The sequence below is a fragment of the Exiguobacterium sp. S22-S28 genome (assembly GCF_043359615.1).
Classification (GTDB): Bacteria; Bacillota; Bacilli; order Exiguobacteriales; family Exiguobacteriaceae; genus Exiguobacterium_A.
On record NZ_JBHFFC010000030.1, the window covers coordinates 125,546 to 148,798 of the forward strand.

At 49.8% G+C, this 23,253-nt stretch carries 20 protein-coding genes; 1 reads left to right on the forward strand and 19 read right to left on the reverse strand.

Features of this window, described 5'->3' with window-relative positions; genetic code table 11:
* Nucleotides 1-32: 32 nt before the first annotated feature.
* The 6 genes from ACHA8N_RS13555 to hprK all read right to left on the reverse strand — a co-directional run bounded on the left by ACHA8N_RS13555 (nucleotide 33) and on the right by hprK (nucleotide 4,919).
* Entirely contained in the window at nucleotides 33-1,517 is a 1,485-nt protein-coding gene (locus tag ACHA8N_RS13555) for a tetratricopeptide repeat protein (RefSeq protein ID WP_147510482.1), read from the reverse strand.
* 96 nt (nucleotides 1,518-1,613) lie between these two features.
* Entirely contained in the window at nucleotides 1,614-1,994 is a 381-nt protein-coding gene (kapB, locus tag ACHA8N_RS13560) for a sporulation phosphorelay system protein KapB (RefSeq protein ID WP_393966011.1), read from the reverse strand.
* Between the two features lie 29 nt (nucleotides 1,995-2,023).
* Entirely contained in the window at nucleotides 2,024-2,506 is a 483-nt protein-coding gene (locus ACHA8N_RS13565) for an acyltransferase (protein ID WP_147510480.1), read from the reverse strand.
* Nucleotides 2,490-3,146, reverse strand: a complete 657-nt coding sequence (ppaX, locus tag ACHA8N_RS13570) for a pyrophosphatase PpaX (protein ID WP_393966012.1) — start codon at nucleotides 3,144-3,146, stop codon at nucleotides 2,490-2,492. The genes ACHA8N_RS13565 and ppaX overlap by 17 nt, the downstream gene beginning before the upstream one ends.
* Nucleotides 3,147-3,150: 4 nt before the next feature.
* Nucleotides 3,151-3,984, reverse strand: a complete 834-nt coding sequence (gene lgt, locus ACHA8N_RS13575; protein WP_147510478.1) for a prolipoprotein diacylglyceryl transferase — start codon at nucleotides 3,982-3,984, stop codon at nucleotides 3,151-3,153.
* Nucleotides 3,984-4,919 carry an HPr(Ser) kinase/phosphatase gene (gene hprK / locus ACHA8N_RS13580; RefSeq protein ID WP_147510477.1) on the reverse strand — a complete coding sequence of 312 codons (936 nt, stop codon included), beginning with the start codon at nucleotides 4,917-4,919 and terminating at the stop codon, nucleotides 3,984-3,986. The genes lgt and hprK overlap by 1 nt, the downstream gene beginning before the upstream one ends.
* Before the next feature lie 119 nt (nucleotides 4,920-5,038).
* On the opposite strand from hprK, the gene ACHA8N_RS13585 reads away from it, so the two are divergent.
* On the forward strand, nucleotides 5,039-5,431 hold the full coding sequence (locus ACHA8N_RS13585; RefSeq protein WP_147510476.1) for a hypothetical protein: 393 nt from the start codon (nucleotides 5,039-5,041) through the stop codon (nucleotides 5,429-5,431).
* A gap of 105 nt (nucleotides 5,432-5,536) precedes the next feature.
* On the opposite strand, the gene ACHA8N_RS13590 is transcribed toward ACHA8N_RS13585, so the two are convergent.
* From ACHA8N_RS13590 to secA, 13 genes are all read right to left on the reverse strand, one after another.
* A complete protein-coding gene (locus ACHA8N_RS13590) occupies nucleotides 5,537-6,640 on the reverse strand; it encodes a DUF4097 family beta strand repeat-containing protein (protein WP_393966013.1) in 1,104 nt (367 codons plus the stop codon).
* Between the two features lie 108 nt (nucleotides 6,641-6,748).
* Nucleotides 6,749-9,604, reverse strand: a complete 2,856-nt coding sequence (uvrA, locus tag ACHA8N_RS13595) for an excinuclease ABC subunit UvrA (protein WP_147510474.1) — start codon at nucleotides 9,602-9,604, stop codon at nucleotides 6,749-6,751.
* A gap of 1 nt (nucleotide 9,605) precedes the next feature.
* Nucleotides 9,606-11,573 (reverse strand): excinuclease ABC subunit UvrB, encoded by a 1,968-nt coding sequence (gene uvrB / locus ACHA8N_RS13600; protein ID WP_393966014.1) that lies wholly within the window; start codon nucleotides 11,571-11,573, stop codon nucleotides 9,606-9,608.
* A 167-nt stretch (nucleotides 11,574-11,740) separates the two neighbouring features.
* Entirely contained in the window at nucleotides 11,741-12,904 is a 1,164-nt protein-coding gene (locus ACHA8N_RS13605; protein WP_393966015.1) for a PDZ domain-containing protein, read from the reverse strand.
* A gap of 19 nt (nucleotides 12,905-12,923) precedes the next feature.
* Nucleotides 12,924-14,345: a S41 family peptidase gene (locus ACHA8N_RS13610; RefSeq protein WP_393966016.1), complete on the reverse strand. Its 1,422-nt coding sequence runs from the start codon at nucleotides 14,343-14,345 to the stop codon at nucleotides 12,924-12,926.
* A gap of 95 nt (nucleotides 14,346-14,440) precedes the next feature.
* Nucleotides 14,441-15,724, reverse strand: coding sequence for a murein hydrolase activator EnvC family protein (locus tag ACHA8N_RS13615; protein ID WP_393966017.1), 1,284 nt, complete (start codon nucleotides 15,722-15,724; stop codon nucleotides 14,441-14,443).
* Nucleotides 15,725-15,762: 38 nt separating this feature from the next.
* Nucleotides 15,763-16,662: a permease-like cell division protein FtsX gene (gene ftsX / locus ACHA8N_RS13620; protein WP_393966018.1), complete on the reverse strand. Its 900-nt coding sequence runs from the start codon at nucleotides 16,660-16,662 to the stop codon at nucleotides 15,763-15,765.
* Nucleotides 16,652-17,338, reverse strand: a complete 687-nt coding sequence (ftsE, locus tag ACHA8N_RS13625; protein ID WP_147510469.1) for a cell division ATP-binding protein FtsE — start codon at nucleotides 17,336-17,338, stop codon at nucleotides 16,652-16,654. Before ftsE ends, ftsX begins: the two co-directional genes overlap by 11 nt.
* 196 nt (nucleotides 17,339-17,534) lie before the next feature.
* On the reverse strand, nucleotides 17,535-17,900 hold the full coding sequence (gene cccB, locus ACHA8N_RS13630; protein ID WP_393966019.1) for a cytochrome c551: 366 nt from the start codon (nucleotides 17,898-17,900) through the stop codon (nucleotides 17,535-17,537).
* A gap of 110 nt (nucleotides 17,901-18,010) precedes the next feature.
* The gene (locus tag ACHA8N_RS13635) at nucleotides 18,011-18,880 is read right to left on the reverse strand and encodes a YitT family protein (protein WP_147510468.1); all 870 of its coding nucleotides are present in this window, start codon (nucleotides 18,878-18,880) and stop codon (nucleotides 18,011-18,013) included.
* Between the two features lie 101 nt (nucleotides 18,881-18,981).
* Nucleotides 18,982-19,485, reverse strand: coding sequence for a GNAT family N-acetyltransferase (locus tag ACHA8N_RS13640; RefSeq protein ID WP_393966020.1), 504 nt, complete (start codon nucleotides 19,483-19,485; stop codon nucleotides 18,982-18,984).
* Between the two features lie 62 nt (nucleotides 19,486-19,547).
* Nucleotides 19,548-20,648: a peptide chain release factor 2 gene (gene prfB / locus ACHA8N_RS13645; RefSeq protein WP_147510466.1), complete on the reverse strand. Its 1,101-nt coding sequence runs from the start codon at nucleotides 20,646-20,648 to the stop codon at nucleotides 19,548-19,550.
* 67 nt (nucleotides 20,649-20,715) lie between these two features.
* The gene (secA, locus tag ACHA8N_RS13650; protein WP_147510465.1) at nucleotides 20,716-23,235 is read right to left on the reverse strand and encodes a preprotein translocase subunit SecA; all 2,520 of its coding nucleotides are present in this window, start codon (nucleotides 23,233-23,235) and stop codon (nucleotides 20,716-20,718) included.
* Nucleotides 23,236-23,253: the final 18 nt, after the last annotated feature.

Below are 23,253 nucleotides of genomic sequence, written 5' to 3' on the forward strand. Positions count from 1 at the left end.
AACTTGAGTATAGGTGAGAATCGTACAAACGTCTAACACTTTGCACGAGCCGGGTTTAAAAGGCGCTGATAGGCACGGATCGTCGCTGCGACTTCGTCAAACGAAACGTCGACCAATCCGGCACACTCTTCAATCAACATCCCTTCACGGACATCGTGAAACAGGTAAATCAATGCCGCAGCCGACCGTTCAATCGAGTCAAACGTCTCTCCACTGAGGACAAGCCGGGCGAAGCGTTCATAAAAATCACCTTCAAGACTCATCCGTTCCTCATCGGATACATACCGTTCCGCAAGACGAATCGTCATCAAAGCACGGTGAATCCGCGCATCGACAATCTCGTGCTCCCCGTTCATTTCGTGGAGAATTTGATCCGTCAATGCCAACACGTCCGGTTGATCCGTTACTTCCGGCATCATTGACAACGCCAGTCGTGCTTCGCCGTCATTCAGTTTCCCGAGTAACAGCGCTGTAAAAATCCGCGAGACATCATCTTCCGTTTTTAAGGCTTGGATCAATGCGGAACGAAACTGAAGGTTATGACGGATGTCGTACGCTTCCTGCTCTTCCCGCATACCCTGTGCTTCTTTCGATTGAAGGAAGGCAGCAGCTTCTTCGACGTGTCCCGTCTTGAACGCTGAAATCGACAACCAGTGGCCAAATAACGGATCTCCCCGGTAGCCGCGGCGTTCCAGTAATTTCAGCTCTTCATACGCCAAATCATGGCGACCGATGATGGCAAGCGTCGAAGCCACCTTATACCGTGTCTCAAGGTTCACGGAGCGGACGTGCTCGAGTTTTTTCGATAAAAGATGTGCTTCTTCATCTTGTCCCATCTCATGCAGCAGCACGAGCGTATTACAAAGAGCATGTAAGTTACCCGGATTACCGTCAAGCACCTGTTCAAGTGATGCGAAAGCACGGTCGTTTTCACCGAGATAAAACTCGACAATCGCAAGGTTGTTATATGCCGGCCAAAACGTCGGATACTCGACAATCAACGATTCGAGTGTCTCTTGTGCCGCAAATAACATGCCTTTATCGATTTGACGTTGTGCCTGAGCATGTAACCGAATCAGTTCATCCTCATCGTCGTCTTCCATCTCTTGTTCGAGATCAATCAGTTCCACGAGTGCGGCCGATGCCTCTGCGTGTTTTCCATTTGGTGCACTGGATAAATAGTCAAGCGCATATTGTTTTGCCTCTTCATATAAGGAAACGTGCGCGTAATTGTTCGCTAAATAAAACAATGATTCGGTATTTGACTGGTCGAGCGTCCGTACTTGTTTTAAGACGTCATTGGCGTGGTTGATCTCGCCTGTCTCAAACAAAACACGGGCGTAACGCAAAAGATAACGGACATCATTCGGTTGAAGCGCCGTTGCTTCGTCGAGATGATAGACCGCTTCTTCCAGTCGCCCTTCCCGGTGCGCCTTCCGTCCGCGGAAATAAAAAAGTTCCGCTTGGCGCGTTGTGATCGCAAAGGGGTCTGCTTTGTATTCGGTTAATTCCATCATGATTCAAGCCCCCATAAATCTAAATCTGGTTTCGTAGTTGCAGAGACAAGAATAACCTATCTCGGAAAGCGTTGCAACAGAAAAAAACGCCGGGGTTTACCCCCAACGTTTCGCATAAATCGATTCCAGTTCTTTGAAATTCTCCAAGCATTTTTGTACGAAAGCATCCGTCTCCGGATTTTGACGATTCAAGCGGTCGACCTCTTTCGTATACGCTCCCCGCAGACTGTCCGCATAGGTCGGAATCTCACCTTCATAGGCATAAACGACACTTGGGGCAACCGTTACTTTTTCGTGCGGGTGTAAGGCGGGACGGATATGAAACAGCGGTACATCCACCTGATTCGGATTGTGCAGGTCACCTTGAATCGGATGTTTTTCGACAGCTAACACTTCGACGACCAACCCTTGCGGTCGTTCAGCAAATAATCTTCCAAAATACTTTCCCGTTTTATACGTAAAGCGGATTTGACTCATCTCATCATCTCCTCCTTCTCACATTTTTGTCACATTTCATGTCGACGCAACGGCTGACTCGAGACACGTTCACCGGGCAAAATATCCCGATGGACGACTGAACCCGCTCCGACCATTGCGCCGTCACCAATCGTTACTCCCGGTAAAATCGTCACGTTTGCCCCAATCAAGACATCATTGCCGATCGTCACGTTGCCGATGCGGTATTCGGTCGTCAAATATTCATGACAGAGAATCGTTGTGTTAAAACCAATGATCGTATTGGACCCGATCGTAATCCGCTCCGGAAACATCGTATCCGGCATGACCATCAAGGCAAGTGCCGTCCGGTCGCCGATCTTCATCCGCAAACACGTCCGGTACAAACTGTTCTTGAAACGGAGCGACGGTGAAAAGCGACCGATCGTAATGATGACGAAACACCACATCACTTTAAAAAATGAAACGGTCCGGTACATGTGCCAAAGCGGGTTCGTCGACCCGACGTGATACCGGTCAGTCCGTCTTGGCATTTTCGGCCTCGATCCAGTCTTCGAGCTGTTCCATCGAATCGATGATCAAATCCGGCTGCAATGCCTCGAGATACGGTCGGCCTTTAATCGCCCATCCGACGGCAACCGTTTTCAGTCCCGCATTTTTCCCGCCGTGGATATCCGTATCGTTGTCACCGACCATGATCGTTTCCTCACGTGTCGCGCCGAGCAGTGCCATCGCTTTTTCAAACGGTTCAACAGCCGGCTTCTCTTCCGTCACGTCATCTGCCGCAATAACAGCGTCAAACAGATGGCTCAGTCCGAATAATTCGATTCCTTGCAACGCGACACGACGGCTTTTTGATGTCACGACCGCCATTTTATAACCTTGTTCCTTTAATCGACGTAATCCGTCGAGCACACCTGGATACTCGAGCACGAGCGCATCATGCATCGCAATGTTGTAGCTGCGGTAAAATGCGACCATCTCTTTCCATTGGTCGGCGTTCATTTCCGAAAACGACTTCTCGAGTGTCGGCCCGATGAACGGAAGCAGTTCGGCTTGCGTAAACGTCCGGTCCGGATAGTAATAACTGAGTGTATGCTCAAAACTTTTCAGGATGAGCGGGTTCGTATCGATCAACGTCCCGTCGAGATCAAATAAAATCGTTTGAATCATCGGCTCATTTCGCCTCCCGTTTTGTTCCATCCAAGTAACGGACAGCATTTTTTCGCACGAACAGCATGATGACACCAAATACAATCAAACAAATCGAGACGATTTGCGCGGTCCGGAGTCCGTCTCCCATCATCAGGCTGTCTGTTCGCAAGCTTTCGATATAGAAGCGACCGATCGAATACCAGACGAGGTAACCGAGGAAGATATATCCGCGACGCGGGTTGAACTTCATCCGCCAGACAATCAATAAAATGACACCAATGATGTTCCAAATGCTTTCATATAAAAACGTCGGAAGATAGTAAACACCATCGATATACATCTGGTTGACGATCCAGTCCGGCAGGTGCAGCGTATCTTGCAAGTACGACCACGTCGTCTCTCCACCATGGGCTTCCTGATTAAAGAAGTTGCCCCAGCGGCCGACGGCTTGACCAAACAAAAGTGACGGCGCCAAAATATCAGCAATTTGCCAAAACGAAATGTTTTTCTTCCGGGTATAAATCAAGACCGTCAAAATGGCACCGATAATCGCACCGTGGATCGCAATCCCGCCTTGGCGGATATTGATGATCTGATCCAAGTTCTGACCGTAATAGTCCCATTCGAACGCGACGTAATAGATCCGGGCACAAATGATACTGATCGGAATCGACCAGATAACGACATCAACCGCGTATTCTTCGTTGAAACCGATACGCTTTGACTCAAAAATGGCAATCATCAGACCGACGACGGCGCCAAGCGCAATCACGATGCCGTACCAATAAATCGGAATCGGACCAATTTCAATCGCTACCCGGTCAAAGGTCGGTTGGACACTCGCTAATGTTCCCATCACAGACCACCATTCCCATCTTCAATCGCTTGCGCGAGACGACCCGCAAACTCTTCTGCTGTATTGATGCCCATGTTTTTCAGACGGTAGTTCATCGCGGCGACTTCAATGATAACGGCCAAGTTTCGGCCGGGACGCACCGGAATCGTCAAGAACGGGATTTCTGTATCAATGATTTGCAACACTTCTTGATCGAGTCCTACCCGGTCGTAGACTTTCGTTTGATCCCAAATTTCCAAATTACAGACGAGGCTGATTTTTTTGTGCGAACGAACAGCACCGGCACCAAATAACGTCATCACATCAATGATACCGATTCCCCGGATCTCAAGCAGATGTTGGATCAACTTCGGAGCTGTACCGACTAAAATGCCGTCCCCGGTTTGACGGATCTCGACCGAATCATCGGCGACTAGACGATGTCCCCGTTTGACGAGTTCAAGCGCCGTCTCTGATTTCCCGACACCGCTTGCTCCTTTAATAAATACACCGACCCCGTAAATATCAACGAGGACACCATGCATCGCTGTCGTCGGCGCAAGTTCTGCTTCGAGGAAGTTCGTGATTTGAGATTCGACCGATGTCGTATGTCCCTTCGTCGTAAGCAACGGGACGTTCGTTTCGTCTGCTGCTTTGACGATTGCTTCCGGCACTTCAAAACCACGTGTAATCAAAATACCCGGTGTTTCATCCGTACAGAGGACGTTCGCCCGTTCGAGCTGTTCTTCGTACGTCAAATTATTAAAAAATGTCAATTCCGTTTTCCCGAGAATCTGTAGCCGCTCGGCAGGATAATAGGCATAGTATCCGGCAAGAACAAGACCCGGTCGACACAAATCCGCCGTCAAAATCGGACGGTGTAACCCTTCTTCTCCGGTCACGATTTTCAAATTGAATTGCTTTACGATTTCAGCTGTCCGCACTTTTGGTTGCACGCTCAATCAGCCCCTTTCACTTGAAGTATTGTACCATATTTTTGCGAAAATCAAGGATTTCGATTAGAAGTGGGCAATCTTGGGAATGGATTACAGATAACATAAAAAGGAGGGATATTATGATGGAGGCTTCAGGCAGTGGGATTGGTATTATTATCATCATGATTTTATTCGGGATTCTTGCCATCGTTGGGTTTGTGTACCTGATCATCGCACTGATTGACATGTGGAAAGCGTATTCGCGCAATCAGGATCAAACCGCTTTATTATTCTTCATCATCTCGATTATCGGAATCTTCATCAGTGGTTCATTTATCTCGTATATTCTGGCAATCATCTTTTACTGGAACCGGTCACGCCGGAAGAGTTGGATGGGGATTGGATTGATCATTCTTTCAATCATCCTCGGTATTATCGGTATCATCACGTTATTCTCGTTCGGCTACGACATGAATAACTTTGAGAACATGAATTTTGACGAGCCGATGATGGATCAGGATTACGATTATTAAGTAATTGGCACGTCGTCCGACTGTTTCCTGTACTTTGACAGGGAAGGGTCGGCTTTTTCATACACAAAAAAGCCCTGTCTCCTAAAAAGGAACAGGGCGCTTGGCTTAAAGGGCTTGCGGACTAAGATGCACACCGTGCGTGACCGAAATCGTACCGGTCTTCGTATCGGCTGCGACTTCAATTTTCGGAGAGCGTCCACGACCGGACAGGAAGTGAAGTTTCCGGTTGACGACTTCTTTTTGATCACGGATCAATTCGAGTTCGTCGAGGTTACAGTTTAATCCACCGAAGTTCGTTTCCAGTTCCCCATAGACCTCTGCTCCGTGCGGCAACATCAAAGCGATGCTTCCGGCGAGTGACGAGGCTTGAATCTTCGCGTCCTGTACCGTCTTCAGCTCACAACGGACGTTTCCGTTCACTGTTTTCAGTTCAGAGCGTTCAAAAACACCTGTCGTAACGATTTGACCGTTCGCCGTCTTCGCTTTCAGTGACTTGATTTCCGACTCTTCGATTTCAATCGATCCGTTTGCCGTTGACGTCTTCACTTCTTCGCTGAACAGGTCACGGACATGGATGCGTCCGTTCGCCGTCATCAATTGAACGGACGTCGCATCGAGGGACGACAAGGTGATCTCTCCGTTTAACGTCTGAAGGACCAATGATTCATAATGACGGCGCGGAATTTTCAAGTGAACCGTCGCGCGAACCCGCTTATCCTTCAAGCGAATCGATAGCGTATTGGCAGAAACAGAGTGCTGGAGTGATGCTTGCAGTTGCTCGAGCGCTTGTTCTTCCGTGACTTGACGGAGCGGCCGGCCGGTAACGGTCAGCTCACACTCTTCCAAATCACTCGGCTCGACGATCGCATTGGCATTAAATAAATCCAAATGAATCGTCTCGCCGCTGAACGGGAATTGTTTGACATACGTGACGTTCGGTCCAGATGTTTGGTTCAGTGACAAGTCACTTTCTTTAATCCGGTTGACGATTCCATCAAACGCTGACATGACCTTTGACGTCAAGGAATCGACCGTATAATGATCGACCCGGTCGTAGTGTTCCGGTTCATCCACATACTTGTGTTCACTCGTCGTCGATTGCGACTGATCAATCGCTTCCAGACGTTCGAGCTTATCGAGCGCTTCGTCAATCGTCAGCTTTCCTTCTTTCACTTGTTCAAGTATCAGTTGGCGCATATCCTGCTTCATCAATAATTCCCTCCTCTGATCTGGTACACGTTACTTCACGTGGCTTGTGTGTTTATTTCGTTCTACTTCCCTTACTTCCCTTTTTACGATTCCTGAATCAAAAAAGTTTCACGATTCGATCCGGGCTGCGTCCCGTTCGAGGACCGGCGCCAAATAATGACCCGTATAAGATTCTTTGACTGTTGCAATTTCTTCCGGTGTTCCGGTCGCCACAATCTTCCCGCCGCCGTCGCCACCTTCCGGACCCAAATCAATCAAGTAGTCCGCTGTCTTGATGACATCAAGGTTGTGTTCGATGACAAGTACCGTGTCCCCGTTATCGACCAATCGTTGCAAGACTTTCAGCAAGCGCGCGATATCGTGGACGTGTAAGCCGGTTGTCGGTTCATCCAGAATGTAGATGGTTTTTCCGGTCGAGCGTTTGTGGAGTTCAGACGCCAGCTTAACCCGCTGTGCTTCTCCACCGGACAGTTCCGTCGCCGGTTGTCCGAGACGCATGTACGTCAGACCAACATCGGCAATCGTCTGCAGCTTCCGGCTGATTTTCGGAATCTTCTCAAAGAATTCCAATGCATCTTCGACCGTCATCTCGAGGACATCGGCAATCGTTTTGCCTTTATATTTTACTTCCAGCGTTTCCCGGTTATAACGTTTTCCGTGGCAGACTTCACACGGGACGTAAACATCCGGCAGGAAATGCATCTCGATTTTGATAATGCCGTCGCCACGGCAGGCTTCACAGCGTCCGCCTTTAATATTGAAACTGAAACGACCTTTTTTGTAGCCGCGGAGCTTGGCTTCGTTCGTCGATGCAAATACGTCGCGGATGTCGTCAAAGACGCCGGTATATGTCGCCGGATTCGAACGGGGTGTCCGACCGATCGGTGACTGATCGATATCGATGACCTTGTCGATTTGATCGAGTCCGGAAATCCCTTTATGTGCCCCTGGTTTTTCCTTCGCCCGGTTCATTTCATGGGCAATCGTCTTGTAGAGAATCTCGTTGATCAACGTCGATTTCCCGGAACCGGATACACCGGTCACGGCGACGAACAAGCCGAGCGGAATGTCGACGTCGACGTTTTTTAAATTGTTTTCCGACGCCTTATGGATCCGCAATGCCCGACCGTCCGGTTGTTTCCGTTCCGATGGGACCGGAATGAACTTCTTGCCGGACAAGTATTGCCCCGTCAACGAGTTCGGATCCTGCATCAATTCCTCGGGACGTCCCGCTGCCGTGACGAAACCACCGTGATCGCCGGCGCCCGGTCCGATATCAATCAAGTAATCCGCTGCCATCATCGTATCTTCATCGTGTTCGACGACAATCAACGTGTTCCCGAGATCGCGCATCGTCTTCAACGTATTGATCAGTCGATCGTTATCCCGTTGGTGCAGTCCGATTGACGGCTCGTCAAGGACATAAAGAACACCCGTCAAACGCGAACCGATTTGGGTCGCGAGACGAATCCGTTGCGCTTCCCCCCCGGACAGTGTTCCGGCGGCACGTGAGATCGTCAGATAATCAAGTCCGACGTTTTCGAGGAACGACGACCGCTCATGAATTTCACGGACGATCATCCGTGAGATCGTCTGATCCTTCTCGGATAATTTGCTTGGTAACTCTTCAAACCAAACGACGGCTTGTTTGACCGACATCTTCGTCACGTCACCGATATGGATCCCTGACACTTTGACCGCCAGTGATTCACGTTTCAAGCGGTGTCCTTTACACGTCGGACAGGCTTTTTTCGCCATGTACCCTTCCATCTGTTCGCGGATATAGTCGGAAGAAGTCTCTTTGAACCGGCGTTGCAGGTTGTTTAAGACGCCTTCAAAAAACAGGGACGTGTTGCGGACCATCCCGAAGTCATTTTCATAACGGAACTGAATTTCTTCCTTGCTGCTTCCGTTCAACAAAATGTCGCGGTGTTCTTCCGACAACTGTTCAAACGGCGTATCCATATCGATGTTGAAGTGACTGCAGACAGCTGCGAGCAACTGCGGATAGTATTGTGAGCTCGTCGGCTCCCAGGCTACAATCGCTCCTTCATTCAGCGATTTATCCGGATGCGGCACGACGAGATCGACGTCGACCTCAAGCTTCGTCCCAAGACCGTCACACGACGTACAGGCGCCAAACGGTGAGTTGAACGAGAACATCCGCGGTTCGAGTTCACCGATCGAGAAACCGCAGATCGGGCAGGCATGGTGTTCACTGAACAACAGTTCGTTCCCATCCATCGTATCGACGATGACACGGCCGTCGGCTAGACGAAGTGCCGTCTCGAGCGAATCCGCGAGCCGGGCTTCGACGTCCGGACGCACGACGACGCGGTCAACGACGACTTCAATCGAATGTTTTTTATTTTTCTCAAGTTCGATGTCATCCGTCAAATCAATCGTCTCTCCATCAACCCGGACGCGGACAAACCCTTCTTTCTTCAAGTCTTCAAAAACTTTGACGTGTGCGCCTTTGCGTCCGGAAATAATCGGTGCGAGAATTTGCAGACGGCTGCGTTCCGGCAGTTCCATGACTTGGTCGACCATCTGACTGATCGTCTGACTCGAAATTTCGATCCCGTGATTCGGACAGATCGGTTTTCCGATCCGCGCATACAACAGACGGAGGTAATCATAAATTTCCGTGACCGTTCCGACCGTCGACCGGGGATTTTTACTCGTCGTTTTCTGATCGATCGAAATCGCCGGACTGAGTCCTTCAATCGCATCGACATCCGGCTTATCCATCTGACCTAAAAACTGGCGGGCATACGCGGACAAACTCTCGACATAACGCCGTTGCCCTTCCGCATAAATCGTATCAAACGCCAAAGAGGATTTCCCGGATCCCGACAAGCCCGTCAGGACGACGAGCTGATCGCGCGGAATTTCGACATCGATGTTTTGTAAGTTATTGACGCGAGCGCCTTTGATGATGATTTTGTTCTTTTTTTCTGCCAACTTAGGCACCTGCTTTCAATTCTAAGATAAGGTCTCGCAATTCTGCTGCCCGTTCAAACTGCATATCTTTTGCTGCTTGACGCATCTCTTGATCGAGTTGTTCGAGCAAGGTTTCGCGTTCCGGTTTTTTCAGTTTATTGAATTTCTCAAGTTTTTCGACGGTGTCGTCATTCTCAATCGTCGTACTGATGACACCACGCACATCTTTTTGAATCGTTTTCGGGGTAATGCCGTGTTCTTTATTAAAGGCGAGCTGAATGTTACGCCGCCGTTCGGTTTCATCAATTGCCCGCTGCATCGAGTCGGTCATCTTGTCGGCAAACAGGATGACGTGCCCTTCCGAGTTCCGGGCGGCCCGGCCAATCGTTTGAATCAAGGATCGTTCCGAGCGCAGGAATCCTTCTTTGTCCGCATCCAGGATCGTCACGAGTGAGACTTCCGGAATATCGAGTCCTTCCCGCAGTAAGTTGATCCCGACGAGGACGTCGTATTTCCCGAGCCGTAAATCACGAATGATTTCAATCCGTTCGAGCGTCTTGATTTCCGAGTGCATGTAATTGACTTTGACACCATGCTCCTTCAGATAGTCGGTCAAATCCTCCGACATCTTCTTCGTCAGCGTCGTCACGAGAACCCGTTCGTTTTTCGCGACACGTTCCCGGATGTTATCCATCAGGTAATCAATCTGTCCGGTGATCGGATGAATTTCAATCGTCGGATCCACCAGTCCAGTCGGTCGGATGATTTGCTCGACCATCTCTTTTGTATGCTCGATTTCATAAGGACCCGGTGTCGCCGAGATATAGATCGCTTGGCTGACCTTCTCCTCGAATTCCTCGAATCGGAGCGGACGGTTGTCCTTTGCCGACGGCAGACGGAAACCGTGGTCGACGAGGACCTGTTTCCGTGCCTGGTCTCCGTTGTACATACCGCGGATTTGCGGCAACGTCACGTGGGACTCATCAGCGACCAGTAAAAAGTCTTTCGGGAAATAGTCGATCAACGTATATGGTGTCGAGCCGGGCGGCATTAAGTTCAAGTGCCGGGAATAGTTTTCGATTCCCGAGCAGTAGCCCATCTCGCGCATCATCTCAAGATCATAATTTGTCCGTTGTTCGAGACGCTGGGCTTCAAGCAACATGCCATCTTCCCGCATTTTCGCGAGTTGTGTCTCCAGTTCTGTCTCGATGTTAGCAATCGCTTTTTGCAGCCGGGTATCTCCGGTCACGAAGTGGGACGCCGGGAAAATCGAGATGTGTTCCCGGTCGGCAATGATTTCACCGGTCAATGGATCCATGTCGCGGATCCGTTCAATCTCATCTCCGAAAAATTCGACCCGGACACATTGTTCATCGCGGGATGCCGGGAAAATTTCGACGACGTCCCCCCGGACACGGAACCGTCCACGTTGGAAATCAATATCATTGCGTTCATATTGAATATCGATCAGACGACGCAACATCTCGTTTCGTCCCATCTCGTTTCCGACCCGCAACGACAGCACGTGGTTGTTGTACTCTTCCGGATTACCGAGACCATAAATACACGAAACCGAAGCGACAATCAGAACATCCTCCCGTTCAAACAAAGAAGATGTTGCCGAGTGACGCAACTTATCGATCTCGTCATTGATCGACGAATCTTTCTCAATGAACGTATCTGTTGACGGTACGTATGCTTCCGGCTGGTAATAATCATAAAAGCTGACGAAATATTCGACCGCGTTATTTGGGAAGAACTCTTTGAACTCCGAATACAGCTGACCGGCAAGCGTCTTGTTGTGCGCTAAGACCAATGTCGGCTTTTTAATCTCTTTGATTACGTTCGAGACGGTGAAGGTTTTCCCTGTCCCCGTCGCTCCAAGCAACGTCTGATGGCGCTCGCCGTTCTTGACGCCTGCAATCAGTTTTTCAATCGCCACCGGCTGATCGCCACCCGGTTCAAATGGTGATACTAACTCAAAATCCATCGTATTCTTCCCCCTCATCCAGTTCACAAAGTCTATTTTTATTGTACCACTTTACGAACAAACATTCGATTTTGAAGTGCTCCACTTAGAAGTTACCCGTTTTTCGCCAAAAGAAAAAGTCCAGCTGGGCAGCTGAACTGTTTTCCTGAACGGATGGATTCGTGTTTTTAATGCAGTGTACGGATTTTTGTCCGTTTGTTTCCCGGTTCACTGACGAACAGGATGCCGAGATCGTGATGATCCTGTTCATAAAAAGCGCGTTGCGCAAACCGGACGTCTCCGTTATGGTTCATGACTTCCAATCGAAGGTACGGCTTATGTTTTTGAATCGCTTCGTAAAACGATTTCTCCGACTCAACGAACTCTCCGTTGACCTTATAGATCGCTTCGCCCGGAATGAGTCCCATCTCAGAAGCCGGTTTTTCCGGTAACGTTCCAAGAATGACGACGCCGCGTTTCCCGTTTAAGAACAACGGAGTTTGTGACCGATTCAGTCGTTTTGTCCGCTGATGCAGAAGCAAATGTACAAGAAGCAGTACAGGCAAGCCGTACAACCAGACGTCTTGTCCGGTCAAGAAGGCACCTGCCGCCAGCACGACGGACAGCAAGAGCGTAATCAGCCGTCCTTGGACAAGCGGACGCATCAAGTGTTCCGGCAACTGACCGGTAAAGAGAAAACTAAAGCCGATCGGCAGGAACAGGATAATCGGAACAAACTCCGGAAACGACCACTGCGGAATGAATGTCTCGAGGCTGCTGCCCGGAACAAGAACGACAAGCGGAACCACCCACAGCTTATTCGAAGAAAGTCCACCGATGTAACGGCCGCGCTTCGACAAGACAAGTGAAGGCGACAAGTTTTTCTTTCCGCGCCAGATGAGCAACACCAATTCTGCTGCTAAAGATAACGCTGCGAGCACCAACCAATTCGTCACACTGACGTCTTTTAAATCTGCCATGCGGTCTCCCGTCACGAACCATGTCAGACCTGCCAACACGACGAGCGGCCAGAGCGGCAGATTAAACCGGACAATCCCGGTCAACAGCATCAGAGACGCCAGTACGATAAACGCCAATATAAACTCGAACGACAGCGTCAGCTGAAGACTCAAACTGACGATGGACAGCACCAGTCCGATGATGATTCCCGGAACCAATGTTTCAAATACATCGGTCCGTTTACTGCGGGTGCGCGACCGGAACAAATTCCGTTCCCGTTTGACCCGTCGAACACTGAGTAAAAAACTGACCAGAATTGCTAACCACAGGACTGGACTGGCGAAGAAACTCATCGCCGTCCAACCGATTCCATCGAGTAATTCCACGCCCATTCAGACCTCTTTCTGTGAGTTATTGTGCTGCGACTTCAAGTGCTTTGATACGTTGGACATCATTTTTCGAGTCTTCCAGTTTCTTCAGGAGACGTGTCTCCATGTCAGCCGCTGTCACCTGATCGATTTTTCCGGTCACCTCGAGCTTCGCTTCTTTTTGCAGGCGCTCGACCGCTTGTTTCATCGTATCGCCGTAGTAGCCGTCCTGCCCTTTCGGATCAAAACCGATTGCCTCCAAAACGAGATGCGCATTTTCGACCGCTTTTCCGTAATCTCCGGTCGCAAGCGTCTTCTCATCCGTCAGAATCTTCGTCACATTAAAGTAGTCCGGCTGTTTGACTTCGACCGTCGGTTTGACGCCTTTTTTGTGAATCCAGTTGCCGTCCGGTGTCAGCCATTTGTTTGTCGTCAGTTTTAAGTCACTGCCGTCTTTTAAATCGTAGGCACTTTGGACAATCCCTTTCCCGAACGACTTCGTTCCGACGACTTCCGCACCTGCCCCTTCCTTCAGACCGGCTGCTAAAATCTCGGACGCCGATGCAGAACCGCTGTCTTCGAGGACCACAAGCTGATACGGTTTCTTCTCGTCCGCTTTCCCGAACTCCCGTGTCCGTTCGCCTTTGTTATCTTCCACTTGGAAAATCGGCGTATCTTTCGGAATGAACGGTGCAATCATTTTCGAGACCGCTGTCAGCAAGCCGCCCGGATTTCCCCGGACATCGATGACGAGACCATCAATATTCTTTTCTTCCAGTGCAGCCAGTTGTTTTTCGAACTCATCTGCTGTCGGATCGGAGAATTGTGTGACCTGCAGGACACCAATCGTCTTCCCGTTGACTTTTTCTGTTTTCGAATACACGGTTTCAATCGGAATCGTATCGCGGACGATTGTGATCTTCATCGGATCCTGTCCGCTCCGTTGAATCGTCAAGACGACTTTTGTTCCTTTTTCACCACGGATTTTCTTAACCGCCTGATCCGTTTTTTGACCTTTAGTGGTTTTGCCGTCGATCTCTAGAATGACATCGCCCGGTTTGATGCCTGCTTTTTCAGCCGGTGATCCTTTGATTGGTGAGACGATGACGATCGATTCCCCTTTTTGTTCGAGCGTCGCGCCGATCCCTTCAAAAGAAGACGACAAATTCGTATTAAACGATGCCGTTTCCGACTCATCCATATAGACTGAATACGGGTCATTCAAAACTTCCGTCATTCCGGTCAAGGCACCTTCAAGCAACTCTTGATCCGTGACGTCCTCTAAATAATTTTGCGCAATCATCTGTCTTACCTGGTCAATTTTTTTCCAATCTCCGGTTGCATTGGAGGACGAACTTGTCGTCACGGAATCCGTTCCGCCTGTCGCTAACATACCGACAGCCCCTGCTCCAAGCCCCAAGCCAAACGTACTGACCGCTATGACGGCCGTTGTCGATTTCTTCACGCGTGATTCCTCGTTTCTGGTGTAAACCTGCTATTTTTTTCAGTATAGCAAAAAAAGATAGGTTACCCTATCTTTTCGTCAGCCTGACTCTTACGTTATAGAACATAGGGGGCCGGATCCACGGCATTCGGCTGACCGACCGCCCATTCGCCCTGATGAATCTCAAAGTGCAGATGCGGACCGGTCGACCACCCCGTCGAACCTAAATTCCCGATGACTTCATCCGGCAGGACCGTCTGTCCGGCTGCAACCGCAATGGAATCCAAATGGGCATACACTGTCGTCCAGACTTTCCCGTCAATTAAATGGGTCACCATGACGACGTTACCGTAACCGGTTGCACGGCCTGCACGAAGAACAATCCCTCCCGCCGCCGCTTTGATCGGTGTTCCCTCAGCGTTGACCAGATCCATTCCCGTATGCCGTTCTCGTTTACCTGTCAATGGATTATTTCGGGGACCAAACGGAGACGATACGTATCCGGTCACTGGTAAATGGAACGGTTTCGTGACTGTCTCTTCCTCAGAAGACGGTAACGGCAACGGTTGATTCGGTGTTTCTTCAGCCGGACGGGCCGGTGTTTGCACCTGCACCGCTTCCTGTTCGGCTTGGCGACGCTCGGCTTCACGCAACGCTTCCAACTGTTGACCAATCAACTGTTTTTGATCTGCCAGAATCTCGGCTTCTTCAGCTTTCGAAAACTGCTCTTGCTGCAATTGTTTGACCTGACGATTCAATTGGACGACCAATGTCCGTTTTACATCGGATTCGGCCACGATCTGCGTCTGTAAAATCAACAGCTTGCGTTGCTCTTTTTTCAGCTGATCGACGACCCGTTCTTGATCCAGCTGTTGTTCCGTCAATTGCGAAACGTTCGCTTGATAGTTTTGCAGGATTTCGTCATCTTGTTGGATGATTTCACTGACGGTGCTGAACCGGGAAATCAAATCACCGAAGTCTTTTGCGTCGAGCAGTACTTCAATGTACTTGACGTCCCCGTCGCGTTGCACGGACCGGAGGCGTTCCCCCATCAATTGTTCTTGTATAGCCAATTTAGACTGCGTTTGTCGGACAGCCTGTCCGACGCTCGCCCATTCCTTTTTGGCTACAGCAACAGCCGCTTGTTGATCTGCAATCTGACTTGCTAAATCATCCAAACGGCTGTTGACTTCATCGAGGCGCGCTTGTGCTTCCCTGCGCTCCTCTTTCGTCAAGATTAACTTCTCAGATGTCTGATTCTGTGATCGTTCCGTCTGTTTCAGACGGGACTCGACCTCCTGTTGTTCCTTCAACAAATCTCCTTTGGACGTTGCGTGAACGGACATACTTGCACTGATGAATGCGAAGCTGAGGACGGCAGAACAGAATCGGACCTTCATGAGAAGCATCTCTCCTTATCTTTTATTCGATTATCATATTAAACCTTCAAGAACCGGCCGAGTGACGTCGTCGATCCCCATACTCCGATGAACGCACCCAGTGCGAGCAGAATAAGTGAAATCTGAACAGATAACTCACCGGGAGGAATCAGCGTGAAGATGGACTTGTTCAACGTCACGAGCTGCGGTTGCAACGCATTGTACGTCACGTCATAACCGAAGTAAACGACAGCAATCGGAATCAATGCCCCGAGTACGCCCATTAAAAGTCCCTCGATAAAGAACGGCGCCCGGATGAAACCGTTTTTGGCACCTACGAGTCGCATGATCTCAATTTCACGACGGCGCGAGAAGATCGTGACCTTGATCGTATTCGAAATCAGGAACATCGCCATGAATGTCAGACCGACAATCAGGATGATTCCGCCGATCCGAACCCCTTCAAGGAAGTTGAACATCTTTTCAACGTAATCTTCACCATATTCGACGCTATCTATATTTTCCATTTTTTTGACGGTTGTTGCAATAGTTTCTGTCTCATTTGGTGAAGTCGCTTTGACGATGTAACGGTCATGAAGCGGGTTGTCTTTCTCAACCGACTGGTAAGCTTCCGATCCTTCGCCAAGCTGTTCCTTGAAGCGATCCAGTTCTTCTTCTTTTGAGCTGTAACGGACCGATTCGACGCCCGGCATCTGCTTTAATTTTTCTCCAACTGAGTCGATTTTTGCCTGATCGGATTCGCGTTCGACGAACACTTGGATCTCGACGTCTTTTTCGACGTTATCGGAGATCTTGTTGACGTTGAACATGACCATCGCAAAAATACCTACCAACAACAAAGTGACGGTAACAGCACTAACAGAAGCAAATGTCATCCAGCCGTTCCGGACGAGACCTTTTGCCCCTTCGCGTAAATGACGAAATCCATTAAACTTCATAGCCGTACATTCCCTTCTCTTCGTCTCGAACGATTTTTCCACCATCAATCGCAAGCACACGATGGCGCATCTTATTGACTATATCTCGATTGTGTGTCGCCATTACGACCGTTGTCCCACGGCGATAGATTTCTTCGAAGACCTCCATGATTTCCCATGCAGTGTCCGGATCAAGATTTCCCGTCGGCTCGTCCGCAATGACGAGGGCAGGACGATTCACAATGGCTCTCGCGATCGAGATCCGTTGTTGTTCTCCACCGGATAATTCATCCGGATAGTTGCGTTCCTTATGCTTCAATTTGACGAGATCCAACACTTCCAGTACTTTTTCTCGGATCGCTGATTTTTCTTCGCCTACGACTTCAAGGGCGAATGCGACATTTTCATAAACCGTCAAGGACGGGAGGAGTTTAAAATCTTGGAAGATGACGCCGATTTGGCGGCGAAGTTCGGGGATTTGGCGGTTTTTTAACTTACCGACTTCAATTCCTTTAAATAAAAACGAACCGCTTGTCGGTCGTTCTTCGCGATACATCATTTTCATGAATGTTGATTTCCCGGCTCCTGATGGACCCACGATATAGACGAATTCGCCTTGATTGATCGTCAGGTTGACTTCACGAAGTGCCGTGACACCATTCGGATAGATTTTACTGACTTGTTGCATCTTGATCACTTACTTCACATCCTTACTTGATTACTGGTTGGTGATCAGATAGGTCTTAGCGCCTATCGAATCCCATTATAACAGGCAAAAAAAACGGTGCACATTACAATCAAATGTCATTTCCAGTGGTTTTAACGGAAAAAAGGGACAAGGGATAACGAACACTTGTCATGTCCGTCATCTCTTGTCCCATAGTATCACATAATTATTTTTTCTCAGCTAACCAATCCGCGACGGCAACGATTTCTTTATCGTCTTTCAGGATGCCTGCTGGCATTTGCCCTTTACCGTTTTTAATGATTTTTTGAATCTCTTCCGACGAATATTTCGCTCCGACTTTTGTTAAGTTCGGTCCGACGTTTCCTTCGAGATTATTCCCGTGGCACGAAGCACAGTTGTTCGCAAAGATTTTTTCTGCATCAACCGCTGTTTCTGTTTTTGCCGAATCATCACTCATCGTCGATTCGTCTTTCTTCGATGTATCCGATGAACTGGAGTCATCACTGCCACATGCCCCGAGTACGAGTGTCGCGCCAAGTCCGGCTGCGAGTAAAAGATTTTTCAGTTTCATCCGTATGTCCCCCTTATAAGTACCAAAATAACGTTGTTTGTTATTAGAGTATAACCGTTATTGCTACTTTTTAAGCGTGATTTCACAAAAACTTCACGAATAACAAACGATTACGGCACATTCCGGTAACGTTTATCGTCCGAAAAACCAAGACCAAGCACTTCATGCGCTTCACTGACGACGAGAAAGGCAGTCGGATCAATGTGTTTGACGATTTCCTTCAACGTCGTGATTTCCCCCTGCCGGACGACGACCATCAGCATCGGTTTACGCGTCCGCGTGAAGGCACCGGCCGCCTCGATCTCCGTGGCTCCCCGGTCGAGGGTTTGAAAAATCTCTTTGACGAGCGCTTCCCGTTGATCCGAGATGATATAGGCCAGCTTGTCGTTCGTGATCCCGAGCTGCACGATATCGATCATCTTGATCGTGATGAACAAGGCGACAAGTGCATACAAACCGATTTCAAGCGAAAAGATGACAGCCGCACTGATGACGATCGTTCCGTCGAGCAGAGCAATACACAGGTGGAGCGGCAACTTCGTAAATCGGTGCAGGATTTGGGCAATCAAGTCCATCCCGCCGGTCGACGCCCGGGCTTTAAAAATCAGACCCAGACCAATCCCGACGCCGGCACCACCGAAAATCGCAGCAAGCATCGGGTTCATCGTCGCAGCGGGCACTTCAAACCGTTCGTAGACTAAGATGACGACCGGTAAAAAAATCGATCCGACGAGCGACTTCACACCAAACCCCATTCCAAGAATCATCCAGCCGATCGCGAGCAAGACGATGTTCGCAATCAATTGGAACAAGCCGGGCGAAACCCCAAACAAATCATTTAAGACGATCGAGAGACCACTGACGCCTCCGGACGCCAATTGGTTCGGCGCCAAAAACAAACTGAACGCGCTGGCGACAAAAACTGATCCCAGCAATAAATACACATAGTCGCGGACGACTTCCTGACGTGTTGATGTCATAACGTTACATTTCCCCTTACATAAGTTCTACAACCCGTTTTTCATTTTAGCGGAAAAGTCGGGAAGCGACTAGAAGGGCTGAGCAACTCGCAGTGGTTCTCTTATACCGCGCTAAAGGGTTTCGAGTACTGAACTGTTCCCTGTATGCCTTTTAACGCCTGCCGTTCGAGCGGCATGACGAGAAACATGTCCGTCGGAACCGGAAACGGCGCTTCAATGCCGTAATCAACGGCCCGCTCGAAGCCGAACTGCGGATAATAGCTGTCGTGTCCGAGGACGACGATGTGTGATTCTCCGGCTTCCCGTGCGTCTTCGATCACTTGCCGAATCAACTCGGACCCGATGCCTTTTCGTTGCCAAAACGGTTTGACACCGACCGGCGCCAAGGCGAGCGACGGGATGTCTTCGATGTATATCCGGCTGAGCAGAACGTGTCCGACGATTCCCCCTTGGTCCGTGACGGCAACACGGCTGTAGTGCGGACGGGAGCTTTCCTCTTCCCGTAATGCTTCGACGAGATCGGCTTCCGCCCGTTGACCAAAGGCGGCTTGATGGACAAGCCGGATCCCGGCAGCATCTTTAAAAATTTCTGTACGGATTTGCATATCTGTCTCCTCCTTCGATTCGTTGAAAAAACCGCCGACACGAATGCCGGCGGTTTATTGACTTACATATTCATTAAGCGCAGATACGCATCGATGAAGCCCATGATGTCTCCGTCCATCGCACCTTGCGTGTTCCCGACTTCGTAGTTCGTCCGGTGATCCTTGACCATGCTGTATGGGTGGAAGACGTATGAACGAATTTGGCTGCCCCAGGCGATGTCTGATTTTTCGCCGCGGATTTCGTCGAGTTTCTTTTGTTTCTCTTCGATTTCGCGTTGGTACAGTTTCGCTTTCAACATCTTCATCGCCGCTTCACGGTTCTTGATTTGCGACCGTTCCTGCTGACATGAGACGACGACACCTGTCGGGATATGGGTAATCCGTACGGCAGAGTCCGTCGTATTGATGTGCTGTCCACCGGCACCAGACGCGCGGTACGTATCGACACGCAAGTCTTCCGTCCGGATGTCGATATCGATGTCATCGTTGAATTCCGGCATGACGTCACATGAAACGAATGACGTATGGCGGCGGCCTGACGAATCAAACGGCGAGATCCGCACGAGACGGTGAATCCCTTTTTCTGCTTTTAAGTACCCATAGGCATTATGCCCTTGGATCCGTAGCGTGACCGATTTGACGCCGGCTTCATCGCCCGGCTGATAGTCCATCGTTTCGACTTTCCAGCCCTGCTTGTCGCAGAAACGTTGGTACATCCGAAGTAACATCGACGCCCAGTCTTGTGACTCGGTTCCGCCGGCTCCCGGGTGTAATTCGAGAATCGCGTTGTTGGCATCGTATTCGCCGTTCAACAGGATCTGTAATTCAAACTCGTCAAACTTCCGCTTGATGTCGCCAAGCTCCGACTCGAGTTCTTCCTGCAACTCGACGTCCGGTTCTTCTTTGATCAATTCATACGTCAAGACGATGTTTTCGTGGCCGTCTGCGAGGTGTTGGTATTTATCGACCATCGCTTTGAGACCGTTCGACTCATCGATGACTTTTTGCGCCGACTCCTGATTGTTCCAGAAGTCCGGGTATGTCATCTCGTTTTCAAGCTCTTCGATTCGTGAGATTTTTGTCTCAAGATCCAGTGATGCTTTGTATTCATCGAGCTTCTTTTCCATCCACTCGGCGGTATTGCGTATTTCTGCTAATTCCATTGTGTTCCACCTTCTCTTTCCGTCAAAAGAGGCAGGAATCTCCCGCCTCTTTCAGCCGCTTCGTCACTTATGCCTGACGGCCGTGACAGTTCTTATATTTTTTACCGGATCCGCACCAACAAGGATCGTTGCGTCCGATTTGTTCATTAGGATTTTTCCGGACCGGCGCCTTTTTGACGACCTTGTCTTCTTTTCCGGAAACGGCGACTTCATCTTTGACGACTTTTTCGCGTTTCAGGTTCGGATCAAGGTCCGCCCGGAGGACGAATTGCGTCACTTCTTCTGCAATCGCCGCGTTCATCGTATCAAACATCATCGAACCTTCCGACTGGTATTCACGGAGCGGGTCGTTTTGACCGTAAGCCCGTAAGTGAATCCCTTCGCGCAGTTGATCCATTTGATCGATATGGTTCATCCAGTGCTGATCGACCGCGCGGAGCACGATGACCTTCTCAAACTCGTCGAACGCTTCTGCCGGCACTTCTGAGCGTTTGTGCTCGTAGTGGGCAAAGGCACGTTCTTGTAACAGTTCGATGATTTCTTCGCGTTCTTTACCGAACAAGTCTTGCTCCGACACTTTTTCTTCAATCGCAAGCGTTTGGTTGGCCCAATCCGCAAGTGCTCCGATGCTCCATTCTTCCGGAACGAACTCGATTGGTGTGTACTGATGGACACCGGCTTCGATTGTCTGAATCATCATTGGACGGACGATATCGGAAACCGACTGGGCGTCGAGAATTGCTGCCCGGTCCGCGTACATGACTTTCCGTTGATCGGCCATGACGTTATCGTAGCCGAGAACTTGTTTCCGCGCATCAAAGTTATTTCCTTCAACCCGTTTTTGTGCGGATTCGACGGCCCGCGAGACCATCCGGCTTTCGATTGGCTGCGAATCGTCCATTCCGAGACGATCCATCATCGATTGCAGAGAATCAGACCCGAAACGACGCATCAATTCATCTTCAAGTGACAAGTAGAACTGGGATGCTCCCGGGTCACCTTGACGACCGGCACGACCACGGAGCTGATTGTCGATCCGGCGTGATTCGTGACGTTCCGTTCCGAGGATGTAGAGACCACCCTTTTCGATGACACCTTGTCCTAGCTTAATGTCGGTACCCCGACCAGCCATGTTCGTCGCGATCGTTACCGCGTTCGGTTGTCCCGCGTTCTCAACGATTTCCGCTTCCCGCGCATGGTTTTTCGCGTTCAAGACTTCGTGGCGGATGCCGCGTTTCTTAAGAATGCTGCTGAGCAACTCCGACGTTTCAACGGCAACCGTCCCGACGAGGACCGGTTGTCCTTCGCGGTGGGCGCGTTCGATTTCGTCTGCGACTGCAGCAAATTTCCCGTTCATCGTCTTGAAGATCAAGTCCGGCTGGTCGTCCCGGACGATCGGTTTGTTCGTCGGAACCGGTACGACGTGCATGTTGTAAATGTTACGGAATTCTTCTTCCTCGGTTTTCGCTGTTCCGGTCATACCGGCCAGTTTCGTATACATCCGGAAGAAGTTTTGGTACGTGATCGTCGCAAGCGTCATCGATTCGCGTTGAATCTCGACGCCTTCCTTCGCTTCAATCGCTTGGTGCAAGCCTTCCGAGTAACGGCGGCCTTCCATGACACGTCCCGTGAATTGGTCGATGATCATGACTTCATCTTCACGAACCATGTAATCGACGTCCCGGTGCATGACAGAGTTCGCACGAAGCGCGAGGCTCAAGTGATGGTTAAGCGCGATGTGTTCGAGACCAAACAGGTTGTCGATGCCGAAGTATTTCTCGGCACGATCAATTCCTTGTTCCGTCAACAGAACACTTTTCGTCTTGATGTCGACCGTATAGTCTTCATCCGCTTTCATCATCTTCGCGAACATATCAGCTTGCGAGTAGAGTGATGTTGATTTTTCGGCAGATCCCGAAATGATCAGGGGCGTCCGTGCTTCATCGACGAGGATGGAGTCGACTTCATCGACAACCGCAAAGGAAAGCGGACGTTGAACACGGTCTTCTTTATAAAGAACCATGTTGTCACGCAAGTAATCAAAACCGAACTCATTGTTCGTTCCGTATGTGATGTCACAGTTGTACGCCGCCTGTTTTTCTTGACGCGACATGCTCGAGAGATTCAAGCCGACCGAGAGTCCGAGTGCCGCATACAGCGGCTCCATGATGTCACGGTCACGTTTCGCCAAGTATTCGTTGACGGTGATGACGTGGACGCCGTTTCCAGCGAGCGCATTTAAATAGACGGGAAGTGTCGCAACAAGCGTTTTCCCTTCCCCTGTTTTCATTTCAGCGATATCGCCGTTATGCAGGACGTATCCACCAATGAGCTGGACACGGTAGTGACGCATGCCTAAGACACGTGTCGATACTTCACGACAGACGGCAAACGCTTCTGGTAAAATATCATCGAGGTCTTCCCCGTTCTCAAGACGAGTCCGGAATTCAACCGCTTTTCCTTCTAGTTCTTGATCCGATAAGGCAGCGACTTGCGCCTCAAATGTTTCCACGGCATCCGCCGCTTTTTCTGCTTTTTTCAGCACACGTTTTGTCGGTGCGAATAACTCTTTTAGAAAATTAGCCATGCCTTACAGTCCCCTTAC